At 63.8% G+C, this 26,848-nt stretch carries 21 protein-coding genes; 18 read left to right on the top strand and 3 right to left on the bottom strand.

Features of this window, described 5'->3' with window-relative positions; genetic code table 11:
- Window positions 1–8: 8 nt before the first annotated feature.
- Window positions 9–3,332, top strand: a complete 3,324-nt coding sequence (locus tag H6B51_RS00790; RefSeq protein WP_204881863.1) for a PD-(D/E)XK nuclease family protein — start codon at window positions 9–11, stop codon at window positions 3,330–3,332.
- Here H6B51_RS00790 and H6B51_RS00785 read toward each other — a convergent pair.
- Window positions 3,286–3,543 (bottom strand): hypothetical protein, encoded by a 258-nt coding sequence (locus H6B51_RS00785; RefSeq protein WP_204881862.1) that lies wholly within the window; start codon window positions 3,541–3,543, stop codon window positions 3,286–3,288. The genes H6B51_RS00790 and H6B51_RS00785 overlap by 47 nt on opposite strands.
- A gap of 80 nt (window positions 3,544–3,623) precedes the next feature.
- Between H6B51_RS00785 and H6B51_RS00780 the strand changes: the two genes are divergently transcribed.
- The 10 genes from H6B51_RS00780 (at window position 3,624) to H6B51_RS00735 (ending at window position 14,986) form a co-directional block, all read left to right on the top strand.
- Entirely contained in the window at window positions 3,624–3,842 is a 219-nt protein-coding gene (locus H6B51_RS00780; RefSeq protein ID WP_204881861.1) for a helix-turn-helix domain-containing protein, read from the top strand.
- Between the two features lie 94 nt (window positions 3,843–3,936).
- Window positions 3,937–5,376: an alanine/glycine:cation symporter family protein gene (locus H6B51_RS00775; protein ID WP_204881860.1), complete on the top strand. Its 1,440-nt coding sequence runs from the start codon at window positions 3,937–3,939 to the stop codon at window positions 5,374–5,376.
- A 59-nt stretch (window positions 5,377–5,435) separates the two neighbouring features.
- The gene (gene addA, locus H6B51_RS00770; RefSeq protein WP_204881859.1) at window positions 5,436–9,005 is read left to right on the top strand and encodes a helicase-exonuclease AddAB subunit AddA; all 3,570 of its coding nucleotides are present in this window, start codon (window positions 5,436–5,438) and stop codon (window positions 9,003–9,005) included.
- Window positions 9,006–9,128: 123 nt separating this feature from the next.
- On the top strand, window positions 9,129–9,335 hold the full coding sequence (gene rpmE, locus H6B51_RS00765) for a 50S ribosomal protein L31 (RefSeq protein ID WP_204881858.1): 207 nt from the start codon (window positions 9,129–9,131) through the stop codon (window positions 9,333–9,335).
- Between the two features lie 83 nt (window positions 9,336–9,418).
- A complete protein-coding gene (locus H6B51_RS00760) occupies window positions 9,419–9,922 on the top strand; it encodes a flavin reductase family protein (RefSeq protein ID WP_204881857.1) in 504 nt (167 codons plus the stop codon).
- A gap of 36 nt (window positions 9,923–9,958) precedes the next feature.
- Complete coding sequence (hflX, locus tag H6B51_RS00755) at window positions 9,959–11,251, top strand: GTPase HflX (RefSeq protein ID WP_204881856.1); 1,293 nt, start codon at window positions 9,959–9,961, stop codon at window positions 11,249–11,251.
- 47 nt (window positions 11,252–11,298) lie between these two features.
- Window positions 11,299–11,832, top strand: coding sequence for a GNAT family N-acetyltransferase (locus H6B51_RS00750; protein ID WP_204881855.1), 534 nt, complete (start codon window positions 11,299–11,301; stop codon window positions 11,830–11,832).
- On the top strand, window positions 11,829–12,467 hold the full coding sequence (locus H6B51_RS00745) for a YigZ family protein (protein WP_204881854.1): 639 nt from the start codon (window positions 11,829–11,831) through the stop codon (window positions 12,465–12,467). Before H6B51_RS00750 ends, H6B51_RS00745 begins: the two co-directional genes overlap by 4 nt.
- Before the next feature lie 244 nt (window positions 12,468–12,711).
- The gene (spo0A, locus tag H6B51_RS00740) at window positions 12,712–13,488 is read left to right on the top strand and encodes a sporulation transcription factor Spo0A (RefSeq protein WP_243421079.1); all 777 of its coding nucleotides are present in this window, start codon (window positions 12,712–12,714) and stop codon (window positions 13,486–13,488) included.
- Window positions 13,489–13,591: 103 nt separating this feature from the next.
- Entirely contained in the window at window positions 13,592–14,986 is a 1,395-nt protein-coding gene (locus H6B51_RS00735) for an alanine/glycine:cation symporter family protein (RefSeq protein WP_204881852.1), read from the top strand.
- A gap of 262 nt (window positions 14,987–15,248) precedes the next feature.
- Here the strand turns inward: H6B51_RS00735 and H6B51_RS00730 are convergent, their stop codons facing one another.
- Window positions 15,249–17,003, bottom strand: a complete 1,755-nt coding sequence (locus H6B51_RS00730; protein ID WP_243421078.1) for a CvpA family protein — start codon at window positions 17,001–17,003, stop codon at window positions 15,249–15,251.
- A gap of 258 nt (window positions 17,004–17,261) precedes the next feature.
- Here H6B51_RS00730 and H6B51_RS00725 point away from each other — a divergent pair, with 258 nt between their 5' ends.
- The 3 genes from H6B51_RS00725 (at window position 17,262) to H6B51_RS00715 (ending at window position 20,095) form a co-directional block, all read left to right on the top strand.
- Window positions 17,262–18,932 (top strand): Na/Pi cotransporter family protein, encoded by a 1,671-nt coding sequence (locus H6B51_RS00725; RefSeq protein ID WP_204881851.1) that lies wholly within the window; start codon window positions 17,262–17,264, stop codon window positions 18,930–18,932.
- A 152-nt stretch (window positions 18,933–19,084) separates the two neighbouring features.
- Window positions 19,085–19,480, top strand: a complete 396-nt coding sequence (locus tag H6B51_RS00720) for a hypothetical protein (protein WP_204881850.1) — start codon at window positions 19,085–19,087, stop codon at window positions 19,478–19,480.
- A gap of 21 nt (window positions 19,481–19,501) precedes the next feature.
- A complete protein-coding gene (locus H6B51_RS00715) occupies window positions 19,502–20,095 on the top strand; it encodes a leucine-rich repeat domain-containing protein (protein ID WP_204881849.1) in 594 nt (197 codons plus the stop codon).
- A gap of 97 nt (window positions 20,096–20,192) precedes the next feature.
- Here the strand turns inward: H6B51_RS00715 and H6B51_RS00710 are convergent, their stop codons facing one another.
- A complete protein-coding gene (locus tag H6B51_RS00710) occupies window positions 20,193–20,939 on the bottom strand; it encodes a GntR family transcriptional regulator (RefSeq protein WP_204881848.1) in 747 nt (248 codons plus the stop codon).
- 241 nt (window positions 20,940–21,180) lie between these two features.
- On the opposite strand from H6B51_RS00710, the gene treP reads away from it, so the two are divergent.
- The 4 genes from treP to ptsP are packed head-to-tail and all read left to right on the top strand — an operon-like array spanning window position 21,181 to window position 26,737.
- Complete coding sequence (treP, locus tag H6B51_RS00705; RefSeq protein WP_204881847.1) at window positions 21,181–23,109, top strand: PTS system trehalose-specific EIIBC component; 1,929 nt, start codon at window positions 21,181–21,183, stop codon at window positions 23,107–23,109.
- Between the two features lie 9 nt (window positions 23,110–23,118).
- Window positions 23,119–24,762 (top strand): alpha,alpha-phosphotrehalase, encoded by a 1,644-nt coding sequence (gene treC / locus H6B51_RS00700; protein WP_204881846.1) that lies wholly within the window; start codon window positions 23,119–23,121, stop codon window positions 24,760–24,762.
- Between the two features lie 28 nt (window positions 24,763–24,790).
- Window positions 24,791–25,051, top strand: a complete 261-nt coding sequence (locus H6B51_RS00695; protein ID WP_204881845.1) for an HPr family phosphocarrier protein — start codon at window positions 24,791–24,793, stop codon at window positions 25,049–25,051.
- A gap of 33 nt (window positions 25,052–25,084) precedes the next feature.
- Window positions 25,085–26,737, top strand: coding sequence for a phosphoenolpyruvate--protein phosphotransferase (ptsP, locus tag H6B51_RS00690; protein ID WP_204881844.1), 1,653 nt, complete (start codon window positions 25,085–25,087; stop codon window positions 26,735–26,737).
- Window positions 26,738–26,848: the final 111 nt, after the last annotated feature.

Below are 26,848 nucleotides of genomic sequence, written 5' to 3'. Positions count from 1 at the left end.
GGAACGCTATGCTGAGACTGCTGCTGGGCCGGGCGGGCGCGGGCAAGACCCACGCCATTTTGGAACAGATCGCCGCCGCCAGGCGTCCCCAGATCCTCATCGTGCCCGAGCAGCACTCCCACGAGATGGAGCGGCAGCTGTGCGCCGTGGGGGGGAGCGGGGTGTGCCTCCACGCCGAGGTGCTCTCCTTCACCCGGCTGGCCAACCGGGTCTTTTCAATGTACGGGGGGCTGGCCGCTCCCGCCCTGGACGAGGGGGGACGGCTTCTGCTGCTGTGCACCGCCCTGAAGTCGGTGGCCGACCAGCTGAAGGTGTACCAGCGGCCCTCCCGGAAGCCCGCCTTCCTGTCCAGCCTGCTGGCCACCATCGACGAGCTGAAAAGCTGCTGCATTACCCCGGAGCACCTGTGGACGGTGGGCAGCGAGACCGGCGGCGGGGAGGGTGAAAAGCTGTCCGACTTGTCTCTCATCTATGGGGCCTACCAGGCCATGACCGCCCGACAGGGGGCCGATCCCCGGGACAAGCTGACCCGGCTGGCGGAGGTGCTGAAAGAGGAGGACTGGGCTGCTGGTCAGGACTTCTATGTGGATGGTTTTACCGACTTCACCCCCCAGGAACGGCGGGTGCTGTCCGCCCTGATGGAACAGGGCGCGTCTCTGACGGTAGCCCTTACCTGCGACAAGCTGGAGGAGGACGAGGGGGGGACCGGGATCTTTTCTCCCGCCCGGCGGACCGCCCGGCAGCTGCTGGCCCTGGCCAGGGAGGAGCGGAGCCCGGTGGAGGTCCAGGTACTGGAGGGGGACCGGGCGGGCCGGACCGTCCCCCTGGCCCACCTGGAGAAAAACCTGTTTTCCCTAGGGCCGCAAGTGTTTGAGGGCCCTGCGGAGGAGATTGCGCTCTTTACTGCCAATACTCCGTACTCCGAGGTGGAGTGGGTTGCGGCGGAAATTTTGCGGCTGGTGCGGGAGGAGAACTACCGGTTCCGGGACATCGCCCTGTGCGCCCGGAGCCTGGAGGGATACGGACCCACCCTGGAGACCGTCTTTGCCCGGTATGGAATCCCCCTCTTTCTGGGCAAAATGAGCGATATTCTGGAAAAGCCCATCCTCACCCTCATCACCGCCGCCCTGGACACGGTAGCAGGGGGATACCGGTACGATGATCTGTTCCGCTATCTGAAAACCGGTCTCACCGACCTGAGCGGGGAGGACGTGGACCTGCTGGAGAACTACGCCCTGACCTGGAGCCTGGAGGGGAGCGCCTGGACGGGAAAAAAGGCATGGACCAACCACCCCAAGGGGTACGGCCGGAAGTTTACCCAGCAGGATACCGCCCTGCTGGCCAAGCTCAACGGCCTGCGGCGGCAGGTGGCCGCTCCCCTGGAGGCCCTGCGGAAGCAGCCGGACAAGACGGGAAAGGGGCAGGCAATAGCCCTTTACAGATTCCTGGAGACAGTGGGTGTGCCCCAGCGGCTGGCCGACCGGGCCCAGGGCCTGAGAGAGCACGGCCAGGCCGCCCTGGCGGAGGAATACCGCCAGCTGTGGGACATTCTGTGCGGCGGTCTGGAGCAGTGCGTCCAGATCCTGGGGGACACCCCCATGGAGCTGGAGGAATTTGCCCGGCTCTTTTCCCTGGTGCTTTCCCAGTATGATGTGGGCTCCATTCCCGTATCCCTGGACCAGGTGAACGCCGGGGAGATGCCCCGACTGGCCCACCGCAGCTGCCGGGCCCTCTTCCTCCTGGGGGCAGACGACGGAGCCATCCCGGCGGTCTCCCTCTCTCCCGGTCTGCTCAGCGACGACGACAGGAGCCTGCTGGCCTCCTATGGTCTGGAGCCCGCCCCCCGGATGGGGGATCGGCTGTACCGGGAGATGACCATCGTTTATGAGACCTGCGCCATTCCCCGGGAACGGCTGTATGTCAGCTGGGCTGCCGCCGGGGCGGAGGGGGAGGAGCACCGGCCTTCCTTCCTGATCGCCCGGCTGAGGCGGCAGTTCCCCCACATGACCAGGATTCAGGAGGCTGCGCTGGACGGAACCTTCCGCCTGGCCGCTCCCCGGCCCGCCCTGGAGCTGGCGGGGCGATTCCCCCAAGCCGCTGTGGCCCTAGGGTTTCTGCCGGAATACGCTCCCCTGGTGACCCGGATGGAGCGGGCCGCCGGACTGGAGCGAGGCCGGCTTCACCGGGCGGCGGTGGACGCCCTCTATGGCCGGCGGGTGCCCATGTCGGCCTCCCGGATGGACAAGTACAAGGCCTGCCACTTCTCCTACTTCATGCAGTACGGCCTGAAGGCGGAGCCCCGCCGGGCCGCTGGATTCCAGGCCCCGGAGTATGGAACCTTTATCCATTACGTGTTGGAGCACGTGCTCAAGGCCTGCCGGGACCTGGGGGGTGTGGCCCAGGTGGAGGACCATCGCCTGCAAGAGCTCACCGATCAGGCGGTGGAGGGCTATGTGGCAGAGGAACTGGGAGGCCTGGAGGGGGAGAGCCCCCGGTTCCAATACCTCTTCCGCCGGCTGCGCAAGTCGGTGTACGCCGTGGTGCGCAACGTGGCGGAGGAGCTGCGGGCCTCCCAATTCCAACCCATCTCCTTTGAGCTGGGATTCGGCAGCGGCAAGGACCTGCCCCCGGTAGAGCTTACCGTGGACGGGGTCACCGTCAGCATCTCCGGCTTTGTGGACCGGGTAGACGGCTGGGTCCACGATGGGCGGCTGTACCTGCGGGTGGTAGACTACAAAACGGGACGCAAGTCATTTGACTTGACAGATATATGGCATGGTATGGGCTTGCAGATGCTGCTCTATTTGTTTACGCTGGAGCGTGAGGGAAAAAGCCTTTACAAGCAAGACGTGACAGGGGCTGGCGTCCTCTATCTCCCCGCCCGGGACGCCCTGGCGGCGGGCAGCCGGGCCATGACGGAGGAGCAGCGGCAGAAGCTGGTGGACGCCCAGCTCCGCCGGAAGGGCGTGGTGCTGGACGACCCGGAGGTGCTGGCCGCCATGGAGGACCCGGCGGCGGGGCCCATCCGGTTCCTGCCCATCCGGGTAAACAAGGGGGGGCAGTTCACCGGGGAGGCCCTGGTGTCCGCCCAGCGGCTGGGCAAGCTGTCCCGCCACACCAACCGGATCCTGGAAGAGATCGGCAAGGAGCTGGCCGCCGGCAACATCAACGCCGACCCCTTCTGGCGGGGCCCGGAGCAGAACGCCTGCCAGTGGTGTGAATATGCCGCCGCCTGCCACTTTGAGGAGGGCCGGGGGAACGACCGGCGGCGTTGGCTGCCTTCCGTCAAGGGCGAGGACTTTTGGGCGGCGCTGGATCGAGCGCCCGGCTGAGGTCCACTCCCAGCCGCAGGCCGGAAAGGAAGGCGTGGTCGCTCTCCAGCGCCATGAGCCGGCCCACCTCCGTCCAGAAATCCTCCAGGAAATCGGCGGAGAACCCCCGACCCATCCGGCGGAGATAGCACTCCACCACCTCCTGCTGCCTGCGGTACTCCGGGGGCATTTCCCGGGGAAGCAGCTGCTGCAGCTTCAACAGATCAAACATAGTGACACCTCCAATAGGTACGAATTGTGCCTATATTATACAGGAACAAAATGTTCCTGTCAACGGACAGGAGAATGATTATGACCTTTGGACAGAGATTAAGTGAGCTCCGGCGGGAAAAGAAGTTTACTCAGAAGGTCTTTGCCCAGGAGTTAAATGTGTCGGAGCGGTGTGTCCGGGCCTATGAAAACGGCACCCGGCACCCCGATTTCGATGGCCTGCTGGCTCTGGCGGACTATTTTGACGTGTCCCTGGACTATCTGGTGGGCCGCTCCGACCACCGGGCGGTGGCCCGATAGGGCGGGCGACCACAAGGGTCGCCCCTACAGGCTGCCCGGGGGCGGCTTTGAACCGGTATGACTGATCGAAAGAAAAGAAAGGAATCTCAACCATATGCCCTCTATTGGAACCATTTTGAGCCAATTCAGCGGTTTCCTCTACACCTATATCCTGATCGTCCTGCTCATCTTCGCCGGGGTGTATTTCACCGTCCGCACCCGGGGGGTGCAATTCCGCCTGTTCAGGGAGTCCATCCGCATTCTGGGGGAGAAAAAGCGGGACGGCAAGGACATCTCCGCCTTCCAGGCCCTGATGATCTCCACCGCCTCCCGGGTGGGCACCGGCAACATCGCCGGGGTGGCCAACGCCGTCATCGCCGCTACCGTCATTGGCGGCTATGGGGCGGTGTTCTGGATGTGGCTGCTGGCCCTCATCGGGGCGGCCTCCGCCTTCATCGAGAGCACCCTGGCCCAGTGCTACAAGGAGAAGCACGGCGACAACTGGGTGGGAGGCCCGGCCTATTATATCCAAAAGGCCCTGGGCAGCCGGGTGTTCGGCGTGGTGTTCGCTGTGCTGCTCATCGCCTGCTTTGCCTACGGCTTCAATGCCCTCCAGGCCTATAACGCCGGCTCTGCCCTGCAATACTACCTGCCCGGCTACGCTGACAGCGTCTGGCCCGCTGTGGTGGGGGCCGTCCTGGCCCTGCTCACCGGCCTGTGCATCTTCGGCGGGGTCCACCGCATCAGTGCCATCACCTCCGGCATCGTGCCGGTGATGGCCGCGATCTATATCGCCCTGGGCCTGTTCATCACCGTGAAAAACCTCGGCCAGGTGCCCCATATGCTCGCCCTCATCTTCACCCAGGCCTTTGACCCCCGGGCCATGTTTGCCGGGGTGGGGGCCTCCTGCGTTATGCAGGGCATCAAGCGGGGGCTCTACTCCAACGAGGCGGGCATGGGCTCCGCCCCCAACGCCGCCGCCGCCGCTCAGGTGTCCCACCCCGCCAAGCAGGGGCTGGTGCAGATGCTGTCCGTGTTCATCGACACCATTTTGATCTGCTCCACCACCGCCTTCATGCTGCTGCTGTCCGGGGTGCCCATCGACGCCTACGCTGAGGGCATGAACTTCGTCCAGGCGGCGGTCCACGCCCAGGTGGGGGCGGCGGGGCCGGTGTTCATCACCGTGTCCATTTTCCTCTTCGCCTTCAGCTCCCTGGTGGGCAACTACTACTATACCGAGTCCAACCTGCGGTTCATCAGGGACTCCAAGCCCCTGCTGCTGGCCTTCCGGCTGAGCTGCGTGGCCGCCATTTTCATCGGGGCCCAGATGAGCTTTTCCACCGTGTGGGACCTGGCCGACGTGCTCATGGGCCTCATGGCCCTGGTGAACCTGGGGGCCATCCTGCTGCTGGGGGGCAGAGCCGTCAAGGTCCTGAAGGACTACCAGACCCAGCGCAAGGCGGGGAAGAACCCGGTGTACCGATATGACCAGGTGGGCGTGGGGGACCCGTCGGTATGGGACGAGGCCAACGCCCGCAGGTGGGAGGAGCTTTGAGCCGTAGGGGGCGGCGTCCTCGACGCCCCGGAACTGTCTGATAGAAAGGAGGCCCCGCCATGGCCTTTTCCCTGACAACGGAACAACAGGCCGCCGTGGACAACCGGGGGGGCGGCCTGCTGGTGTCCGCCGCCGCCGGCTCGGGCAAGACCCGGGTGCTGGTGGAACGGCTGCTCAAGCGGGTGGAAGAGGGGGCGGATATCGACCGCTTCCTGGTCATCACCTACACCAAAGCCGCTGCTGCCGAGCTGAGGGGGCGCATCGTGGAGGAGCTGTCCGCCCGCCTGGCGGAGCGGCCCACCGACAGCCACCTCCGCCGCCAGGCCACCCTGGTGTACAAGGCGGGGATCTCCACCGTCCATTCCTTCTGCGGCCAGCTGCTGCGGGAGTGCGGCCACCTGCTGGACCTGGACCCGGATTTCCGGCTGTGCGACGAGGGGGAGGCGGGTATCCTCAAGCTCCGCTCCCTCAACGACGTGCTGGACAAACGGTATGAGGACATCCAGCCGGGCAGCGATTTTGCCCAACTGGTGGATACCATGTCGGCGGGGCGGGACGACGCCCGGCTGATGCAGATCGTGCTGGATATCCGGGGCCGGGTCCAGTCCCACCCCGACCCGGCGGCCTGGCTGGACAGTCAGGAGCGGGTCTTTGCCCTGGAGGGGATCACCGACCCGGTCCAGACCCCCTGGGGGGCCCTGCTGCTGGCCGACGCCGCCGGGCAGGGGGCCTACTGGAAGCGCCGGATGGAGGAGGCCCGGGACCTGTGCGACCGGGACGATAACCTGTTGGCCAATTATGGGGACAGCGTGGCCCAGACCGCCGCCGCCCTGGGGGAGTTCTGCCGGGCGGCATCGGCGGGCTGGGACCAGGCCCGGGCCCTGCTGCCCATCCCCTTCCCCCCGGCGGGGCGGAAGAAGGTGGTGGACGATCCCCAGGCGGCGGAGCGGGTGAAGGCCATCCGGGCCGCCTGCAAGAAGCGGATGGAGAAGCTGGCCGAGTGGTTTGCCGACGACGGGGCCACCGTGCTGGCCGACCAGTCCTCGGTGTATCCGGCGGTCCGGGGGCTGTTCGCCCTGGTGAAGGACTTCGAGGGGGCCTATGCCGCCGAAAAGGCCCGGCGGGGTCTGCTGGACTTTGCCGACCTGGAGCACATGGCCGTCAAACTGCTGGTGGGGCCGGACGGCGCGCCCACCGAGCTGGCCCGCCAGTGGAGCCAGCGATACGACGAGATCATGGTGGACGAGTATCAGGACACCAACCAGGTGCAGAACGCCATTTTCTCCGCCATCTCCAAGGAGGGGACCAACCTGTTCCTGGTGGGGGACGTAAAGCAATCCATCTACCGGTTCCGGCTGGCCGACCCCACCATTTTCCTGGACAAGTATCAGCGCTTTACCCCCTATGACCAGGCCAAAGACGGGGAGGACCGGCGGGTGATCCTGTCCCGGAACTTCCGCTCCCGGCCGGAGGTGCTGGAGGGGTGCAACGACCTGTTTCGGGCCATCATGTCGGTGCCCTTCGGGGAGATGGAGTATTCCGATGACCAGGCCCTCTACCCCGGGGCTCCCTATGAGCCAGATCAGACCTATCAGGTGGAGCTGGACGCCCTGGACGCCTCGGAACAGGGGGAGGAGGGGGCGGAAAAGGTGAGCCGGGATCTGCTGGAGGCCCGGTTTGCCGCCCGGCGCATCCGGGCGCTGCTGGACGGGAAATTCCCCGTGTCCGACGGGGCGGGGGGGACCCGTCCGGTGCGGCCCGCTGACATCGTCATCCTGCTCCGCTCCCCCAACACGGTGCTCCGCCACTACGCCCGGGCCCTGGGGGAGCGGGACATCCTGTGGGAGGCCGAGGGGGGCGACGATTTTTTCGATTCCACCGAGATCTCGGTGGCTCTGTCCCTCCTCCAGATCGTGGACAACCCCCGGCAGGACGTGGCTCTCATCTCCGCCCTCCGCTCCCCGGTGTACGGCTTTTCCGCCGACCGGCTGGCCCAGCTCCGGGCCAACAGCCCGGACACCGACTTCTATGACGCCCTGGCCGCCGACGGCGGGGAGGACTGCGCCGCCTTTCTGGTGGAGCTGGACGAGCTGCGCTTTGGGGCGGGGGACAAGAGCAGCTATGAGCTGCTGTGGCACATCTACGACCGCACCAATCTGTTGGGCATCTTTGGGGCCATGGGGGAGGGGGAGGCCCGCCAGGGCAACCTGCTGGCGCTGGCGGAGCTGGCCCGGCAATTTGAGGGGGCGGGCCACAAGGGCCTGTTCCGGTTCCTCACCTACCTGACCCGGCTGCGGGAAAACGGGGCCAAGCTGGCGCCCCCCACGGTGGGCCGGTCCGGCGGCGGGGTGCGCCTCATGAGCATCCACAAGTCCAAGGGACTGGAGTTCCCGGTGGTGCTGCTGTGCGGCCTGGCCCGGCAGCTCAACCGGGAGGACCTGCGCCAGCCCATCCTCTTCCACCCTCAGCTGGGGGTGGGGCCCAAGGGGCTGGACCTGGAGCGGGGCATCGAGTATCCCACCCTGGCCCGGCTGGCGGTGTCCCGGCAGCTGGAGCGGGAGATGATGGCCGAGGAGCTGCGGCTGCTGTATGTGGCTATGACCCGGGCCAAGGAGAAGCTGATCCTGTCAGTGGCTCTCACCGGCGGAGGGAAGGACCTGGAGAAGCTGGCGGGAGACAGCGGATACCCGGTAGACCCACAGGTGCTGCTGGCCTGCCAGAGCGTGGGCCAGTGGGTGCTGCTCCACGCTCTGTGCCGCCCCGAGGGGGAGGCCCTCCGCCGGGCGGCGGGCCAGCCGGTGGAGGTGACGGAGGCCCCCCTGAGCTCCCCCTGGGATATCCGCTTTGTGGACGGGGGGCCTCTGGACCAGCCCCCCCGCACGGTCCGGAACGCCGCCGCCCCCATATCGGAGGAAAAGCCTCAGGGGGAGGGGGAGGCCCTGGCCCAGGTGCTGGCCTGGACCTATCCCCACCGGCGGGAGGTGGATATCCCCTCCAAGCTCACCGCAACCCAGCTGAAGGGCCGGTTCCTGGACCAGGAGGTCCAGGCCCAGGCGGCGGTCCCGCACCGGCCAGTGGCCTTTGAGCGGCCCCGGTTTGCCGCCGAGGAGCTGGGCCTCACCGCCGCCCAGCGGGGCACCGCCCTCCATCTGGTGATGCAGTACATCGACTTTGAGCGGACGGGATCGGAGCAGGGGGTGGCCGGGGAGATCGCCCGGCTGGTGGACCAGGGCTATCTGACCCCCCAGCAGGGGGAGGCCGCCGACCCCGCCCCGGTGGCTGCTCTGTTCCGCTCCCGGCTGGGGCAGGAGCTGCTGTCCTCGGTGTCCCTCCGGCGGGAGTTCAAATTTTCCCTGCTGGTCCCCGCCGCCCGGTACTACCCCCAGGCCGGTGAGGAGGAGAGGGTGCTCTTCCAGGGGGTCATCGACTGCTGGTACGAGACTCTGGAGGGGATCACCGTGGTGGACTTCAAGACCGACCGGGTGACCGGCAAGACGGTGGAACAGCGGGCGGAGGACTATCGTCCCCAGCTGGAGGCCTACAGCCAGGCTCTGGAGGAGATCACCGGCAGACGGGTGGCCCATAAGGTGCTGTGGTTTTTTGCCCTGGACCGGGCGGTGGAGCTGTGAAGCAAAAATTTATGAAAAAACTGTTGCAATCCGGGCCGGGCTGTGCTATCATATTCTAGCGTTTATAAGGCGTGGAGGTTTGCTGCGCCGCCTCAACCGGAACGAGAAAGAGGTGAACACAACATGAAGGAAGGCATTCATCCCAAGTACGAACAGACCACCATCAGATGTGCTTGTGGTAATGTGATCGAAACCGGATCTACCAAGAAGGACATTCGCGTGGAAGTTTGCTCCAAGTGTCACCCCTTCTTCACTGGTAAGCAGAAGATGGTGGATACTGGCGGACGTGTCAGCCGCTTCAACAAGAAGTTCGGCCTGGACAAGAAGTAAGTTCGTATGCAGGGCCCGTACCCCAGTGGTACGGGCCCTTTTTCATACAAACCGCATACAATAGCGTCAAGGAGGGTATTGCCATGTTTGAGAAGATCGACCCCAAGGCCCTGGACCAGAACGTCTTTTCCCTGATCGGGGACCAGTGGATGCTCATCACCGCCGGAACGGAGGACGAGTGCAACACCATGACCGCCAGCTGGGGCGGCCTGGGGGTGCTGTGGGGCAAGCCGGTGGCCACCGTATACATCCGGCCTCAGCGGTACACCCTGGAGTTTGTGGAGCGGGAGGACACCTTCACCCTGTGCTTCTTTGGGGAGGAATACCGGAAGGCCCTGGCTCTGTGCGGCTCCAAGAGCGGCCGGGACATCGACAAGGTAAAGGAGTGCGGCTTTACCGTGGCCACGGCAGAGGGGGCCCCCTATTTTGAGGAGGCCGACCTGGTGCTGGTGTGCAGGAAGGCCTACTGGCAGGACATGGACCCCACCCATTTCCTGGATGAGGAGATCGACGGCAAGTGGTATCCCCAGAAGGACTACCACCGGATCTTCATCGGGGAGATCCTGGAGGTCCTGCGGAAAGTATAATGTAGGGGCGCGCACTGTGCGCCCGTCGGAGGACAAATGACAGAAAACCAAGAGAAAAAAGCCATCAACCGGGCAGTGCTGGTGGGCCTCAACGCCCACTGCCTGACCCGGGAGGAGAACGCCGACGAGGCCTCCATGGAGGAGCTGGCCGATCTGCTGGAGACCGCCGGAGGGGTGTGCGTGGGCACCGTGTTCCAGAACAAGGACGCCCCCGATCCCCGCACGTTCATCGGGGAGGGCAAGGTGGCCGAGGTGAAGGAGCTGGTGGACGCCATGGGGGCCGATATGGTCATCGTGGATAACCCCCTGTCTCCCTCCCAGCAGCGGGCCCTGTCGGAGGACCTGAAGGTCCAGGTGCTGGACCGGGCGGCCCTGATCCTGGACATCTTCGCCCAGCGGGCCCGCACCAAGGAGGGCCGGCTCCAGGTGGAGCTGGCCCAGTACCAGTACCTGCTGCCCCGGCTGCTGGGTATGTGGACCCATCTGGAGCGGCAGGAGGGCGCCATCGGCACCCGGGGCCCCGGCGAGACCCAGCTGGAGACCGACCGGCGGCACATCCGGCGAAAGATCCAGAAGCTGCGGGAGGAGCTGGAGCAGGTGCGCCGGGTGCGGGCCACCCAGCGCTCCCGCCGGGAGAAGAACGAGGTGCCGGTGGTGGCCATCGTGGGCTATACCAATGCAGGCAAGTCCACCCTGCTCAACAAGCTCACCGGGGCGGCCATCCCTGCCAACAACCGGCTCTTTGATACCCTGGACACCACCACCCGCACCCTGGAGATTTCCGATACCTGCACGGTGCTCCTCAGCGACACGGTGGGCTTCATCCGCAAGCTGCCCCACCATCTGGTGGAGGCCTTCAAGGCCACCCTGGAGGAGCTGAGCTACGCCGACCTGCTGCTCCACGTCATCGATACCTCCAACCCCGAGTGGCGGGAGCAGGCTGACGTGGTGGAGAAGCTCATCCGGGAGCTGGGGGCGGAGAAGACCCCCCGCATCGACGTGTTCAACAAGATCGACCGCTGCCCCAGTGAGATCCTGCCCCATGGGGAGGATATCGTGTCCATCTCCGCCAAAACCGGCCAGGGGCTGGACCTGCTGCTCCAGAAGATCGGGGACCGGCTGGACACCGGGGCCTGCCGGGTGGTGCTCCATATCCCCTACGACCAGGGGGGGCTGGTGGACCTGCTCCACCGTGAGGCCAAGGTGGACCGGGTGGACTACGGCGAGGCCATCGAGGTGGAGGCCGTCTGTACCCCCATCCAGCTGGGCCGGCTGAAGGACTATATCGTCTCGGGCTGGACGCCCCCCAAGGAGTTTTGGGAAGAATAATGTAGGGGCCGATGTCTCATGGGCCCGTACACAAAGGAGGCTGCCATATGGTTCAACTGGAGACCGACCGGCTGCTGCTGCGGCCCTTCCGGGAGGAGGACGCGGCGGGGCTGTACGCCTATGCCTGCCACCCGGAGGTGGGTCCCCCGGCGGGATGGAAACCACACGACGACGAGGATGAGAGCCTGTGGGTGATCCGGGAGATCTTTCTGCCCTCCGACACCCTGGCGGTGGTGCGCAAGGCCGACGGGCGGCTCATCGGCTCGGCGGGGTTTGTGGGCAAGCACCGCGCCGAGCTGGGCACCCCCAGCGAGGAGGTGGGCTACTCCCTGGCCCGGGACTGCTGGGGCCAGGGCTACATCACCGAGGCGGTGGAGGCCATCCTGCTCCACGCCTTCACCCGGCAGGATTACCGGGCCATCTGGGCGGCCTACTACGACGGCAATATGCGTTCCAAGCGGGTGATGGCCCGGTGCGGCATGACATACCGGCTGAGCCGGGTGGAGGAGGTGGCCCAGCTGGGGGAGACCCGGCTGGCCCATTACTATGCCATCACCAGAGAGGAGTGGCAGAGGGGATGACCGAATATTATGTGCCCACCGGCCCCTCGGAGACCGAGCTGGTGGAAAAACGCTCCCGGTTTATCGGCCATGTCTGGCCGGTGGAGAGCGAGGAGGAGGCCCGCTCCTGCATCGAGGCCATGAAGAAAAAGTATTACGACGCCCGGCACAACTGCTGGTGCTACCGTATCCGGGAGGGAGGCGTGGACCGCTACTCCGACGACGGGGAGCCCCAGGGCACCGCCGGACAGCCCATGCTCAATGTGTTCCAGAAGGAGGAGGTCACCAACCTGTGCTGTGTGGTGACCCGCTACTTCGGCGGAGTGCTGCTTGGGGCGGGGGGTCTGGTGCGGGCCTATACCCAGAGCGCCAAGGACGCCCTGGCGGCCGCCGGGATCTCGGTGGTCCGCCGGTGGGTGGAGGTGGCGGTGACCTGTCCTTACGCCCTGTTCGAGCGGGTGCGCCAGGAGGGGGAGAGCCTGGGGGGCGTGCCGGGGAATACTCAGTATGCCGCCGATGTGACCGTGTCCATGCTGTTGCCCGAGGAGCGGGTGGAGGCCTATTCCGCCCGGATCACCGAGCTCACCGCCGGAGGAGTTGCCCCGGTGGTGCTGGGGGAGGCCTTTAAGGCAGTGCCCGTCACTGGAAAATCATAGGGATCTGGAGCGTCAGGCCGTGGCCTGGCGCTCCGCGCTTTTTGGAGGATCTGGGCGAAGAATGGGGAACTGACGGGGAAAGTCCAGGAAAACGCAGGCAAAAGTCGAACGAAGTCGAAGAGAAATAGCCAGAAATTACCAGATAAACGCTTGCGCTTGCTGTCTGATTATGGTAAATTATAGCCAACCGGTAAACAGCCTTGGCCAGGCAGGAAACATAGCGCGGGGAGACCCGCGGGAAAGGATGTCAAGCGTGGAAGAGAACATTAAGGTATTGGTGGCGGACGGCAGCGAGGAATTTCGCCGTATCCTGGTGGAGCAGCTTACCACAGAAGCCGGGATCGAGGTAACAGGAGAGACCGGGGACGGTCTGGAGGCCCTGGACCTGCTGGAGTCCGCCGCACCCGACGTGTTGATCATGGATCTGGTGCTCAACCGGGCGGACGGATTGACGGTGCTGGAGGCGGTCAATCAGCTGCCGGAACGGCCAAGGATACTGGTGCTGTCTGGTCTGATGCGGGGCAGCGTGGCCCAGCTGGCGGTGTCCGCCGGGGCGGACTACTACATGATCAAGCCCTGCCGGTTGACGGCGGTGGCCCAGCGGGTGCGGCAGCTGGCCGGACTCAGCCAGGCTGTCCCGGGGGAGGAGCCCGACCTGGACAGCCGCCCCAAGCTGGAGGCGGTGGTCACGGGTATCATTCACGAGATCGGGGTGCCCGCCCACATCAAGGGCTATCAGTACCTGCGGGAGGCCATCATCATTGCCGCCAAGGACATGGATGTGATCAATGGAGTGACCAAGGTGCTCTATCCGGAGGTGGCCAAGCGGTATGGCACTACCGCCTCCCGGGTGGAGCGGGCCATCCGCCACGCCATCGAGGTGGCCTGGGACCGGGGAGACCTGGAAACCCTGCAGAAATACTTTGGCTACACCGTGTCCAACACCAAAGGAAAACCCACCAACTCGGAGTTTATCGCCATGATCGCCGATCAGCTCCAGCTGGGACAGATACAGCAGTAAGCCGACGGCGCGCCGGACGGGAGAGCCTCTCCTGCCGGCGCGCTGTTTTTTTGCATGGATGTCCACCCAGGCGCATACCTGTGGGACAAGGAGGTGGGCGGCTATGGCGCTGGAAAAACTGGGGGATCTGTTGTGGAACCCGTGGCTACTGGGACTGTTTTTGCTGACTGGACTGTACCTGTCGGTACGGTCGGGCTTTTTTCAGCTTTTTGGCTTGCCGGTGTGGCTGCGGGCTACGATAGGGTCCCTGGGAAAACGGGAAGGGCGGGGGGAGGGCAAAGGGCTCACCAGGCTCCAGGCCATGTCCACCGCTCTGGCCGCCACCATCGGCACCGGCTCCATCGCCGGGGTGGCCACCGCCATCTTTTACGGCGGGCCGGGGGCGGTGTTCTGGATGTGGATCTCCGCCTTCCTGGGGATGATGACTGGGTGCGTGGAGAAGATCCTGGCGGTGCGCTATCGGGAGCGGGACCGACAGGGGGGATATCGGGGCGGGCCCATGGTGTATATGGAGCAGGGCCTGGGCAACCGCACCCTGGCCAGTCTGTTTTCCCTGTGCTGCATCGGGGCATCCCTGGGGGGCGGCAGCATGGTGCAGTCCAACTCCATCTCCACCGCCCTGTGGGCCGCCTTCGGCTGGGATCGACTGGCGGTGGGGGGGATTGCCGCCCTCCTCACCGGCCTGGTGATCGTGGGAGGCGTGGGACGGATCGGCAAGGTCAGTGAAACCTTGGTGCCCTGTATGGCCCTGCTCTTCGTGGGGGGCGGGCTGGTGGTGCTGGTGTGCCGGCGGCAGGTCCTCCCCGCAGCCCTGGCCCAGATCCTGGAGGGAGCCTTCGCCCCCAAGGCCGTCCTGGGAGGCGGGGCGGGCTATGGCATGGCCGCCGCCCTTCGGTATGGGGTGGCCCGGGGCGTGTTCACCAACGAGGCGGGCATCGGCACCTCCGCCATCGCTCACGCCGCCGCCGATACCAGGGAACCGGCGGAACAGGGAATGTGGGGGATCTTTGAGGTGTTTCTGGCCACCGGAGTGGTGTGCACCGTCACCGCCCTGGTGATCCTCACCACCGGGGTATACGATCCCCAGACCGCCCTGGCCGCCATCCACAGCGGCCGGGTGGACCCCCAGATGGTGGGAGCCCCCCTGTCCGCCGCCGGGTTTTCCGCAGTGCTGGGTCCCTTCGGGGGGATCTTTGTGGCGGTGTGCCTGCTGATGTTCGCCTTTACCTCTCTGCTGGGGTGCGGGTATTATGGGGAGCGGAGCCTGGAGTATCTCACCGGCAGCCCCCGGGGCCGCCGGGGGTACCGGGTCCTCTTTTTGCTGGCAGTGGTGTGGGGAAGCGTGGCCGACGTCAGGGCGGTATGGGAGCTGGCCGATATCTTCAACGGCCTGATGGCGCTGCCCAACCTGTGCACCATCCTCCTTCTCTCCCCGGAGGCTCTGGGGCTGCTGAGCCGGTGGGAGCAGGGCCGGAAAAAGTCAAGGAGCGCGCCGTAAAGGCGCGCTCTGAGGCTGTCGGAAAAGGCCAGGGGCCTTTTCCGACAAGAGGCTGCATGACGGATAGGGCTCGATTTCTTGCGAAATAGTCACCCTATCCGTCATGAGAAGTGTCATTTCCGAGGCGCATGTCCCCGGAAATGACGGATTTTGATTTTATTCCGTCGCCTGCGGGCGACGGAACTCTGCGAGGCTTCCTCTGAGGGAGGTTTTTCGACAGACTGGGAGCGCACCATGAAGGCGCGCTCCGCAGATTGCAAGATTATGCCGCCGGAGAGGGTTCCGGCTCCTGAGTCTCCTCCGGCTGGGGGGCGGGAGTGACGATGGGGTCGGGGGAGGCCACCCCGTCCAGGGTGATGGTGGAGCCGTCCAGGATGGAGGAGGTCTGGCCCTCCACCGCCGGGGTGTGCTGGATGGTCACCTTGTCCCCCACGTTGAGGATGACGGCAATGGGGTTTTCGGCGGCAGACAGGGCATAGTATACCGGATCGCCCTCCAGCTGGATGAAGTAGTAGGAATTGCCCTCCATCACCGCCGAGCGGATGTCGGATACTGTGCCGGAAATCTCTGTGCGGGGCACCTCGTCCTCTGAGGCGATGCCCTTGGAGGTAAGCATCTGGATATAGTTCTGCTCGCACTGGGACACGGTGGAGCCGGTGGCCACGATCTGATACTGGGCCACGTTTACCATAGCGTAGCTCTTTACCAGGCTGGTGGCGTCCTTCAGAGGGATGAAGTAGGTGGGCTCATTGGCGATGTTCAGCAGCAGGGGGAAGGTGGCGGTATACTTCAGGTCCTGTACCACGCCCTCTGCGGAATTTTCAGCCGCCGCCTCAGTGGCGCCGGGGGCGGAATAGAATTTGGTCTCCTTGGTACGCTGGTTGGACAGCAGGAAGCCCAGATTGGACTGATCGGCGTTGGCGGAGGTAACGCCGGTGTACATATATACATCGTCGTTGAGGGCGATGTAGTTGGAGCCGTCGGTGGTGATGGTCACGTCCCGCTGACCAAAGATGGAGTTGATAAAGCCATTGACCAGGGTGCCGTGGTAGTCGTACTGCTCCATGATGAGCTCGGGGGTGAACACATTATCCACCCAGTTGGGGATATCGTCCAGCTCATAGTAGGTGCACTGGCCGGTGATGGCGTCCACCAGCACCGCCCCCTGAATGTCCGCCCCGCCGAACAGGCCGATGGTCTTGACCACCCGTGGGGCGATCCAGTAGGGATGGCCATCCTCATTGATCTCGAACTGGGGGGTGCCGAAGATATAGGTGGGATAATGGAAGCGCAGGTGGCGGACGATATTGCGGTTGAGGGGCTCGGAGAAGGAGTACTTCATTCCTTCGTCGAGCCGGACCACCGTGGCCTCCTGGGTGACCATGTCCACCATCACATAGGCGGGCAGGCCCTCCCCACGGTTGGTGAACCACTTGAACAGGTCGGCGTAGGCGATGGGGGCCACCCGGACGGGCCGGCCCTGGTAGTTGATCTGGGAGGAGTCAAAGGAGTACTCGAACTGGCTGACCATGTCGCTGAGGGTGCCCATCTGCCGGTCGCTGAGGTACTCGGCGGAGGAGCGGTCCAGGGTGGGGATCTCATTGAAGGAGATTTCGGTGATGTCCTGGGTGAAATTGCCCGTCTCCACGGTGAGCAGATCCCGGTAGGCCCCCGCCCGGAAGATGGGCATGGAGATGACCGCGCCCACAATGGAGACGGCCACGATGATCAGGAAGAGGACGCCCACCGGCAGACAGCGGGCCTTGATGAACTTCAGGTAGTCCCTGGGGGAACGGCTGCCCTTGATGAGATCCATACCCGAGGTGAGCAGGGAGCACACCACAAAGACCACGCACAGCAGGGTCAGAAAGGTGTAAAACTCCTCGGCCTGCAGGTTGATGGGAGGCAGGACCACATAAAAATAGACCAGGCCCACTACAAGGGTGATGATCAGGCAGAGCGCCAGCCTGGCGCCGCCCTTGGGGCCCCCAGCTTTTTTGGCGGGTTGTTGTTCCATAGATAGATTCTCCTTTTCGGCAAGTTAAACATTTTTTCTCAGACTGGTTGGGACCTGCAAAGGTAGTATAGCCGAAAGCGGGACAAAAGGCAACTGAAGTCCTGTGATTTTTCCCAATCACACGCTGGAAATCCTGTGGGAAAGGGGACGGAACCCAGTCGAAACTTCGTGAAAAAGCCTATTGACGGTGACCATTCCATTGGATATACTAAATCATGGAATGGTAAAAAAATCGTAACAATAAAATAAAAAGAATGAATGAGGGATATTAACGTGGATATATCGATCCTCCTGGGGCTGTTAGGCGGCCTGGCTCTCTTCCTCTACGGCATGCAGATGATGAGCTCCGGTCTGGAGGCGGCGGCGGGCAACCGCATGAAGCGCATTCTGGAACGGCTCACCGCCAACCGCCTGCTGGGCGTGCTGGTGGGCGCGGTGATCACCGCGGTGATCCAGTCCTCCTCCGCCACCACGGTCATGGTGGTGGGCTTTGTCAACTCCGGCATGATGACCCTGCGGCAGGCCGTGTGGATCATCATGGGCGCCAACATCGGTACCACCATCACCGGCCAGCTCATCGCCCTGGACGTGGGCGCGCTGGCACCCCTGTTCGCCTTTGCCGGCGTGGCTATGGTGGTATTCCTGAAAAAGCCTCAGATCCACCACTACGGTAACATTCTGGCCGGCCTGGGTGTGCTCTTCATCGGCATGGAGATGATGAGCTCCTCCATGGAGCCCCTGCGGGAATGGCCCGCCTTCGTGGAGGTGGTCAGCACCTTCTCCAACCCCCTGATCGGTATCCTGGTGGGCGCTCTGTTCACCGCCCTGATCCAGTCCTCCTCCGCCTCGGTGGGCATTCTGCAGGCCCTGGCGGTCAGCGGTGTGATCGGTCTGGACAGCGCCGTATTTGTTCTGTTCGGCCAGAACATCGGTACCTGTATCACTGCCGTGCTGGCCTCCATCGGCACCAGCCGCAACGCCAAGCGGGCCACGGTGATCCACCTGATGTTCAACGTATTCGGCACCATTCTGTTTACCCCCATCTGCATCTTCACCCCCCTGGTGGAGCTGATGCAGTCTCTTACCCCCGGTCTCCCTGCCTCCCAGATCGCCAATATGCACACCCTGTTCAACATCGTGACCACCCTGCTGCTGCTGCCTCTGGGCGGCGCCCTGGTCCAGCTGGCCATGCGCATTCTGCCTGACCAGCGGGAGAGCGGGGAGGAGGGGATGCACCTGGCCTACCTGGTGCCCAACCCCACCCACACCAAGCAGGAGCACCCCATCGGCTTCTCCGCCATGTACGTCACCCAGCTCCGTCAGGAGCTCAACCGGATGCTGGGCATGGCCCGGGACAACATCGCCGCCAGCTTCCAGGCGGTGCTGGACGTGGACGTGAAGCGCATGGAGGAGGCCGAGGAGCGGGAGGACTATCTGGACTTCCTGAACAAGGAGATCTCCCAGTACATCTCCCAGGTCATCGTCCACGAGACCAACGAGCAGGACTCCACCGCCATCAGCGCCTATTTCAAGATCACCGGCAACATCGAGCGCATCGGCGACCACGCCATGAATATCTGTGAGTACACCCAGATGATGAACGATAAGGACATCCGCTTTTCCAGCGATGCGCAGAATGAGATCAAGCGCATGGAACAGGTCAGCCTGGAGGCTTTGGATGTGCTCAAGCAGGAGGTCACGGATCCCATGGCCTGGCTTACCAAGGTGTCCTCTCTGGAGCAGCGGATCGACGATATGACCGAAGAGTACCGCCGTAACCAGCTCAAGCGGATGCGGAAGGGCATCTGTTCCGATGAGGCCTGTATCATCTTCTCCGAGCTGCTTACCGATTTTGAGCGGATCGGTGACCACGCGCTGAACATCGCCCAGGAGCGGGCCTCCATCAACTCCAAGGCCACCGGCGCATGACCGCTTTGAACAAACCCCGACCGGGCCTGCCGCATTTTACGGCAGGCCCGGTTTTTACGTACTATGAGGCAAGACAGCCGCGGAGGCGGGGCGAAATAGCTTTGCTTTTTTCTGACAGTCCGTTATAATGAGACCAGAAAGGGGGGAGAGAGATGCGGGAGACCACCAGCACATTGCTGCGCAAGCTGCGGGAGCCGGAAAGCGGGAAAACCTATCTGGAGCAGATTCAGGGGGACCTTACCTTGTCCCATCAACTGCGGAGCCTGATGGACGGGAAGGGTGTAACCGCCATGGACTGGATCTCGGCGGTGGGCATCAGCAAGTCCTACGGGTATCAGATCCTGCGGGGGGAGCTGGAGCTGGCGGAGGACGAGCCCATCCCCGTGGCGCGGCTGGGAGAGGTGGAGCAGCTGCTGGTATGCGGCCAGGTACTGACGGGTACCATCCAGCGGCATGAGGAACTGGCCAACGACGCCCATGACCGCTACATGGTGGAGACCGCCCACGGGGATATCGGGGACGAGGACCTGGCGCTGCTCCAGCAATGATCCAATCTGCGGGTGCTGGTTTTGGACTATCAGGAAATAACCGATCTTTCGCCTCTGGAGGGGCTTCCTCTGGAATATCTCAGCCTGACGGGCAACGAGATCTCCAATCTGAGCCCATTGGCCGGCTGTCAGGGGCTGAGGGTGGTGGACCTGGGGCAAAATCCCATCCGCGACGCTTCGGTGCTGGCTGAGCTGCCCCAGCTCCAGCGGCTGGTGCTGGAGGCCGCCGGCATCACCTCTCTGGAGGTTTTTCGGGGGTGCGCCTTCCAGTCCCTGAACGTGCGCTCCACCTGGGTGAGTGACTTCACCCCGCTGGAGGATTGCCCCAATCTGGCCCACCTGATCGTGGGGGAGCTGCCCGGCGGGGCGGTGGACACCCTGGCCCAGCTGGAGTCCCTGCAGGTGCTCAATCTGGGAGAGACCGGCCTGCGGGAGCTGTCCTTTCTCCCCACGCTGCCCGCCCTGCGGCGGCTGGATCTCCGGGGGAACAGCATCACGGATCTGACCCCTCTGTTGGATTGCCCCTGGCTGATCGAGCTGGGCCTGAGCCAGCAGCACCAGCCCCTGGTCCAGGCCCAGCTGGGACAGGCGCAGTTCAGTATCTGGTACGAATAGCCCGCCGCCGGATTTGTGAGGCGGATGAAATGGAGGGCCTGCCGCATAGCGTGGCAGGCCCTCCTGTTGTTTTGTATGTTATTTTACGGAGGATACGCTATACGCCCACTGGAGTTTTGGCGGAGGGACGGCGTACGGCGTTGTCCTGGAACCGGAAGATTCGGGGATGGTGGCGGGATTGGGTATACTCAAAGAGGACGCCCTGGCTGTTGTACACCTGGTTGGTCACTACCGCCACACAGTTGTAGGGGGCCAGGTCGATCCACCGGCTGTCCTGTTCGGTGGCCATTTCCACCGTCAGAGTGCGTTTGCTGGTGACGATGGTCATGCCAAGCTCCTCCTCCAGGTAGCGGTAAAGGGAGCCCCCGGCGATCTCCGCCGTCAGACCGGGCATACAGTCCACCCGCAGGTAGCTCAGGTTCAGGATGATGGGGACCCCGTCCAGGTCGTGGAGCCGGCACAGGGAGAACAACTGGGTGCCCTCCGCGAAGCCGGTCTGACGGGAAATGGCCTGGTCCGCCGTACAGCGGGAGAAGGAGACCACCTTGGTACCGCTGTGCTGGCCGGTGCGCAGGGCGGTTTCCCGGAAGGACTCGATGGTGCCCATGGTGTAGGAGGACTGCTCAATGGGCTGGAAGATGCTGCATACCCCCAGGCCCTGGTGGGTCTGGACGTAGCCGTCCCGCACCAGCTCAGAGATGGCCCGGCGCACCGTGTTGCGGGAGCAGTCGAACTCCTGGATCAGGGTATTCTCCGAGGGCAGCATCTGGCCCACCGGGTAGGCCCCCGACTCCACCCGGGTTTTCAGCACGGCATAGATCTCCATAAACTTCTGACGGGGCATGGCCATCCCACCTTGTTTAAACAACTCGGAATTGACTTACTATACCACACCCCAGGGGGTATGTCAACGGATTTCAGAGCGGAATCGTCGAATCGGAGAGGTGCCTAAAAACAGGAGGATATCTTTATCCATTTTCCAGAGTTGACTTGTTTAAACAAGTATAGTATTGTTGAATCATCACAAAGCAGCCGGGGCCAGCCTCCGGAAAACAGGAAAAATACACCGATAAAGGAGAATGTTCATGTCCAAGTATCAAGCGGACGTACAGGCCCTGCTCCAGTACGTCGGCGGCAAGGAGAACATCCGGGCGGTATCCCACTGTATGACCCGGATGCGGTTCGTGCTGGTGGAGCCCGCCAAGGCGGACACCGCCCGGATCGAGGCCATCCCCGCCGTCAAGGGCACCTTCACCCAGGCCGGCCAGTTCCAGGTGATCATCGGAAACGATGTGGCCATCTTCTACAACGAGTTCACCGCCTATGCCGGCATCGAAGGGGTGAGCAAGGACGCGGTGAAGGCCGCCGCCAAAACCAACCAGTCCCTGGCCCAGCGGATCGTGGGCACCCTGGGGGAGATCTTCGCCCCCATCATCCCCGCCCTCATCTGCGGCGGTCTGATCCTGGGCTTCCGCAACATCATCGGTGAGATCAACTTCTTTGCCGACGGCACCATGAGTCTGTCCGATGTGTCCCAGTTCTGGGCGGGGGTGTACAACTTCCTGTGGCTCATCGGTGAGGCGGTGTTCCATATGCTGCCGGTGGGCATCGTGTGGTCCATCACCAAGAAGATGGGCACCACCCAGATCCTGGGCATCATTCTGGGCCTGACCCTGGTATCCCCCCAGCTGCTCAACGGCTTCTCGGTGGCTACCGCCGAGCAGATCCCCGTGTGGGATTTCGGCTTTGCCCAGGTCCAGATGATCGGCTACCAGGGCCAGGTCATTGCCGCCATGCTGGCGGGCTTCGTGCTGGTGTACCTGGAGAAGTTTTTCAAGAAGATCTGCCCCGAAGTGGTGAGCATGATCGTGGTGCCCTTCCTGTCCCTGGTGCCCGCTGTCATCGTGGCCCACACCGTGGTGGGGCCCATCGGCTGGAAGATCGGCGACGCCATCGCCAGCGTGGTGTACATGGGCCTGACCTCCAACGTCCGCTGGCTGTTCGCCGCCGTGTTCGGCCTGCTGTACGCCCCCATCGTCATGACCGGCCTGCATCACATGACCAACGCCATCGACAGTCAGCTGGTCAACCTGTATGAGGGCACCATCCTCTGGCCCATGATCGCCCTGTCCAACATCGCCCAGGGCTCCGCCGTGCTGGCCATGTCGATGCTCCAGAAGAAGAACCAGCGGGCCCAGCAGGTGAACATCCCCGCCTGCATCTCCTGCTACCTGGGGGTCACCGAGCCCGCTCTCTTCGGCGTGAACATGAAGTATGGCTTCCCCCTGGTGTGCGGCATGATCGGCTCCTCGGTGGCCGCCGTCATCTCCATTGGTACCGGCGTGGAGGCCTATTCCATCGGCGTGGGCGGCCTGCCCGGTATCCTGTCCATCAAGCCTCAGTTCTGGGTCACCTTCCTGCTGGCCATGGCTGCCGCCATCGTCATCCCCTTTGTACTGACCTTTGTGGTGGGCAAGCGCAAGCTGGATACCGCTGCCCTCCAGGGGGAGGCCGTGGAGGCCCGGCCTGAGGCTGAGCCCCAGCCCATTTCCGCCGCCGCCGACGGGGAGATCAAGTCCCCCATCACCGGGAAGATCATTCCCCTGGAGGAGATCCCCGACCAGGTATTCTCCCAGGGCGTGCTGGGGGAGGGTGTAGGCATCCAGCCCACCGGGAATGAAGTGCTGGCCCCCGCCGACGGCACCGTCTGCTCCGTCATGGAGGACAGCAAGCACGCCTGCGGCATTCAGCTGGACAATGGGGTGGAGCTGCTCATCCACGTGGGCATGGACACCGTGTCCATGAACGGGGAGGGCTTCCAGCTCCACGTCCATGAGGGGGACCGGGTGCGCCTGGGGGACAGGCTCATCACCTTTGATCCGGAGAAGATCCGTCAGGCCGGCCACCCCACCACCACCGCCTTTGTGGTCACCGAGCCCGGCGACTTTACCTTCTCCTTCCGGTCCGGTCTGGAGGCGGCGGCCGGTCAGACTACCGTCATCACCTGTCAGTGAGGTGCGCGTATGAAGGATTTTAAACACAGCGTTGTCTATCAGATCTATCCCAAATCCTTTCTGGACACCAATGGGGACGGCCTGGGGGATCTCCCCGGCGTGATCCAAAAGCTGGATTACCTCCGGGAGCTGGGGGTGGACTATATCTGGCTGACCCCCTTCTTCGTCTCTCCCCAGAACGACAACGGCTACGACGTGGCCGACTACCGGGCCATCGATCCCCGGTACGGCACCATGGCCGATTTTGAGGCGCTGGTGGACCAGGCCGCCCAGCGTGGCATCGGGGTCATGCTGGACATGGTGTTCAACCACACCTCCACCGAGCACCAGTGGTTCCAGAAGGCCCTGGCGGGGGACAAGACCTACCAGGACTACTACATCTTCCGCCCCGGCAAGGCCGACGGTACTCCCCCCACCAACTGGGAGAGCAAGTTCGGGGGCAATGCCTGGGCATATGTGCCCCAGCTGGGGCAATACTATCTCCATCTGTTTGACAGGACCCAGGCCGACCTGAACTGGGAGAATCCCGCTGTCCGCCGGGAGGTCCAGGATATCGTCCGCTTCTGGATGAACAAGGGGGTGAAGGGCTTCCGGTTCGACGTGGTCAACCTGATCAGCAAGGGGGAGTACGCCGACGATTTCCAGGGGGACGGCCGCCGGTTCTACACCGATGGGCCCCGGATCCACGAATTCCTCCGGGAACTGAACCTGCAGAGCTTTGGCCGGGATCCGGAGATCGTGACGGTGGGGGAGATGTCCTCCACCTCCATGGAGAACTGCTTCCGGTACGCCGGGGCGGATGGCAGGGAGCTGTCCATGGTGTTCTCCTTCCACCACCTGAAGGTAGACTTCATGGGCAACGACAAGTGGGTGCTGGTGCCCGCCGATTTCGGCAAGCTGAAGGAGATCCTCTTTTCCTGGCAGGAGGGCATGGCCGCCCACGGGGCCTGGAACGCGGTGTTCTGGTGCAACCATGACCAGCCCCGGGTGGTCTCCCGGTTTGGGGATGAGGGGAAGTATTGGAAGCAGTCGGCCAAAATGCTGGCCAACATCGTCCACGCCATGCGTGGCACCCCCTACATCTACCAGGGGGAGGAGCTGGGCATGACCAACGCCAACTTCACCCGGCTGGACCAGTACCGGGACGTGGAGAGCCTGAACCACTTCCGCATCCTCCGGGACAAGGGTATGAGCGAGGAGAGCGTGTACAATATCCTGAAGGTCCACTCCCGGGACAACAGCCGCACCCCTATGCAGTGGGACGGCACCCCCAAGGGAGGCTTTAGCTCCGGGGAGCCCTGGATCTCGGTGAATCCCAACGCGGCGGAGATCAACGCCGCCGCCCAGGTGGGGGATCCCGACTCCATTTTCGCTCACTACCAGGCCCTGATCCGGCTGCGGAAGGAGCACGACGTCATCGCTCTGGGAGAGTTCGCCCCCCTCACCCCGGAGCACCCGGCGGTGCTGGCCTACCGGCGGGCCTACCAGGGGGAGAGCCTGGTGTGCGTCAGCAATTTCTATCCCAAGGAGACCCGGTGGGACAGCCCGGTGAACCTGGAGGGCTACCGGGTACTGCTGTCCAACTACCCCGACAGCGCCCCGGCCCAGAGCTGGACCCTGCGGCCCTACGAATCTGTCCTGCTGCTGAAATAACCATTATATATTTGAAGGAGTGTTACTTATGAAGTCGTTTACCTATACCATTACCGATCCCGTGGGTATCCATGCCCGTCCCGCCGGCCTGCTGGTGAAGGCCGCCAAGGCCTTTGCCGGTACCGAGATCACCGTGTCCAAGGGGGACAAGACCGCCAAGAGCACCCAGCTGATGAAGCTGATGAGCCTGGGGGTCAAGGGCGGCGACCAGGTGGTGGTGGCCGCCGAGGGCCCCGCCGAGGAGGAGGCCATCGCCGCCATGGAGCAGTTCTTCCGGGACAACCTGTAAGACGGTGGGCACGGACAGAGAAGGGGTGGCAGCATGAACATTTTACACGGACAGGGAGTTTCCAAGGGCATCCAGCGGGGGACCATCTACTTTTACAGCCGCCGGCAGGCGGTAGTGGAGCCGCGGCAGACCGAGGACGTGGCCGGAGAGCGGGAGAGGCTGGCCCAGGCCAGGGAGCGGGCTGGAAGCCAGCTCCAGGAGATGGCCGAGCTGGCCCGCGCCCAGGCGGGAGAGTCCGCCGCCCTGCTGTTTGAGACCCACGCCATGTTCCTGGAGGACGAGGACTATACCGGTGCCATGGACGAGCTGGTGGACCAGGGCTATAACGCGGAGTACGCCGTCCAGCAGGCGGGAGAGCAATTTTCCGCCATGCTGGCCGGGATGGACGACCCTTATATGCAGGAGCGGGCCGCCGATGTGAAGGATGTGACCGGCCGGCTGCTGAACATCCTCATGGGTGTGGCGGAGGGAGGCATCGACTCGGCCGGGCCGGTGATCCTGGCCGCTGATGACCTGGCGCCCTCGGAGACCATTCAGCTGGATAAGAGCAAGATCCTGGCCATCGCCACCCAGCGGGGCTCGGGCAACAGCCACACCGCCATCCTGGCCCGTACCATGGGTATCCCCGCCGTGTGTGGTCTGGGGACCGCCCTTGACGAGAGCTGTCACGGGAAAGAGGCCTTTATCGTGGGGGAGACCGGTCAGGTGATCTTTGATCCCGATCCGGAGACCCTTCAGAGTCTGGAGACCCGCCAGGCCCAGCAGGCCCAGCGGCAGGAACTGCTGCGGGCCATGGTGGGCCAGGAGGACGTTACCCTGGACGGCAAGCACGTCAAGCTTTACTGCAACATCGGTTCTCCTGAGGACGTGGACGCTGTGCTGGCCAACGACGGCCAGGGTATCGGTCTGTTCCGTTCCGAGTTCCTCTATTTGGCTGCCAGCGACTATCCTGACGAGGAGGCGCAGTTCCAGGCCTATAAGGCGGCGGCCTCCGCCATGAACGGCAAGCGGGTCATCATCCGTACCCTGGATATCGGAGCCGACAAGCAGGTGGATTATTTCAACCTGAGCAAGGAGGAAAATCCGGCCATGGGTCTGCGGGCCATCCGCATCTGCCTGAACCGGCCGGAGGTATTCCGCACCCAGCTGCGGGCCCTCTACCGGGCCTCCGCCTATGGCAAGGTGGCCATCATGTTCCCCATGATCACCTCCGTGTGGGAGGTGAAGGAGTGCCGCCGGGCCTGCCAGAAGGTGATGGAGGAGCTGACCGACGAGGGGATCCCCTTCAACCGGGATACGGAGCTGGGCATCATGATCGAAACTCCCGCCGCTGTGTTCATGGCCCCTGAGCTGGCTCAGCTGGTGGACTTTTTCTCGGTGGGCACCAACGATCTGACCCAGTATGTGCTGGCCTGCGACCGTCAGTGCAACGACCTGGGCAAGTTTTACGATCCCCACCACCCAGCCGTCCTGCGGGCCCTGAAGCTGGCCGCCGACGCGGCCCACGCCGCCGGCATCTGGATCGGCATCTGTGGGGAGCTGGGAGCCGACCTGAGACTGCTGCCCACGTTCCTGGCCATGGGCATCGACGAGCTCAGCGTTTCTCCCACCGCCGTGCTGCCTCTCCGGGCAGCTATCCGCCAGAGTATCGCCGCTCAGGGGACCCTGGAGCTGCTGGAGGGATAAAGAAAAAAGGGCCTGTTGCAAAATACGCAAAGTGCACAACCCCCGTCATTCCGAGAAAAACGACCGCCCAGTGGGCGGTCGTTTTTCGTGGGAATCCGTCTCCTTTTGCTG

The organism is Pseudoflavonifractor phocaeensis, from assembly GCF_016901955.1.
Classification (GTDB): Bacteria; Bacillota; Clostridia; order Oscillospirales; family Oscillospiraceae; genus Flavonifractor; species Flavonifractor phocaeensis_A.
The sequence above is the reverse complement of the archived record's forward strand: the minus strand, read 5'-3'. Positions and strand labels throughout refer to the sequence as shown.

What these genes read in the sequence shown, in the direction of transcription:
- H6B51_RS00780 (WP_204881861.1), top strand. Translation starts at nt 3,624, where the DNA reads ATGACCTTTGGACAGAGATTAAGTGAGCTCCGGCGGGAAAAGAAGTTT.
- H6B51_RS00735 (WP_204881852.1), top strand. Translation starts at nt 13,592, where the DNA reads ATGGCGCTGGAAAAACTGGGGGATCTGTTGTGGAACCCGTGGCTACTG.
- H6B51_RS00750 (WP_204881855.1), top strand. Translation starts at nt 11,299, where the DNA reads ATGGTTCAACTGGAGACCGACCGGCTGCTGCTGCGGCCCTTCCGGGAG.
- H6B51_RS00775 (WP_204881860.1), top strand. Translation starts at nt 3,937, where the DNA reads ATGCCCTCTATTGGAACCATTTTGAGCCAATTCAGCGGTTTCCTCTAC.
- H6B51_RS00720 (WP_204881850.1), top strand. Translation starts at nt 19,085, where the DNA reads ATGCGGGAGACCACCAGCACATTGCTGCGCAAGCTGCGGGAGCCGGAA.
- H6B51_RS00785 (WP_204881862.1), bottom strand. Translation starts at nt 3,543, where the DNA reads ATGTTTGATCTGTTGAAGCTGCAGCAGCTGCTTCCCCGGGAAATGCCC.
- treC (WP_204881846.1), top strand. Translation starts at nt 23,119, where the DNA reads ATGAAGGATTTTAAACACAGCGTTGTCTATCAGATCTATCCCAAATCC.
- addA (WP_204881859.1), top strand. Translation starts at nt 5,436, where the DNA reads ATGGCCTTTTCCCTGACAACGGAACAACAGGCCGCCGTGGACAACCGG.
- hflX (WP_204881856.1), top strand. Translation starts at nt 9,959, where the DNA reads ATGACAGAAAACCAAGAGAAAAAAGCCATCAACCGGGCAGTGCTGGTG.
- H6B51_RS00760 (WP_204881857.1), top strand. Translation starts at nt 9,419, where the DNA reads ATGTTTGAGAAGATCGACCCCAAGGCCCTGGACCAGAACGTCTTTTCC.
- H6B51_RS00745 (WP_204881854.1), top strand. Translation starts at nt 11,829, where the DNA reads ATGACCGAATATTATGTGCCCACCGGCCCCTCGGAGACCGAGCTGGTG.
- rpmE (WP_204881858.1), top strand. Translation starts at nt 9,129, where the DNA reads ATGAAGGAAGGCATTCATCCCAAGTACGAACAGACCACCATCAGATGT.
- spo0A (WP_243421079.1), top strand. Translation starts at nt 12,712, where the DNA reads ATGTCAAGCGTGGAAGAGAACATTAAGGTATTGGTGGCGGACGGCAGC.
- H6B51_RS00710 (WP_204881848.1), bottom strand. Translation starts at nt 20,939, where the DNA reads ATGCCCCGTCAGAAGTTTATGGAGATCTATGCCGTGCTGAAAACCCGG.
- H6B51_RS00695 (WP_204881845.1), top strand. Translation starts at nt 24,791, where the DNA reads ATGAAGTCGTTTACCTATACCATTACCGATCCCGTGGGTATCCATGCC.
- treP (WP_204881847.1), top strand. Translation starts at nt 21,181, where the DNA reads ATGTCCAAGTATCAAGCGGACGTACAGGCCCTGCTCCAGTACGTCGGC.
- H6B51_RS00790 (WP_204881863.1), top strand. Translation starts at nt 9, where the DNA reads ATGCTGAGACTGCTGCTGGGCCGGGCGGGCGCGGGCAAGACCCACGCC.
- H6B51_RS00725 (WP_204881851.1), top strand. Translation starts at nt 17,262, where the DNA reads ATGAGGGATATTAACGTGGATATATCGATCCTCCTGGGGCTGTTAGGC.
- ptsP (WP_204881844.1), top strand. Translation starts at nt 25,085, where the DNA reads ATGAACATTTTACACGGACAGGGAGTTTCCAAGGGCATCCAGCGGGGG.
- H6B51_RS00730 (WP_243421078.1), bottom strand. Translation starts at nt 17,003, where the DNA reads ATGGAACAACAACCCGCCAAAAAAGCTGGGGGCCCCAAGGGCGGCGCC.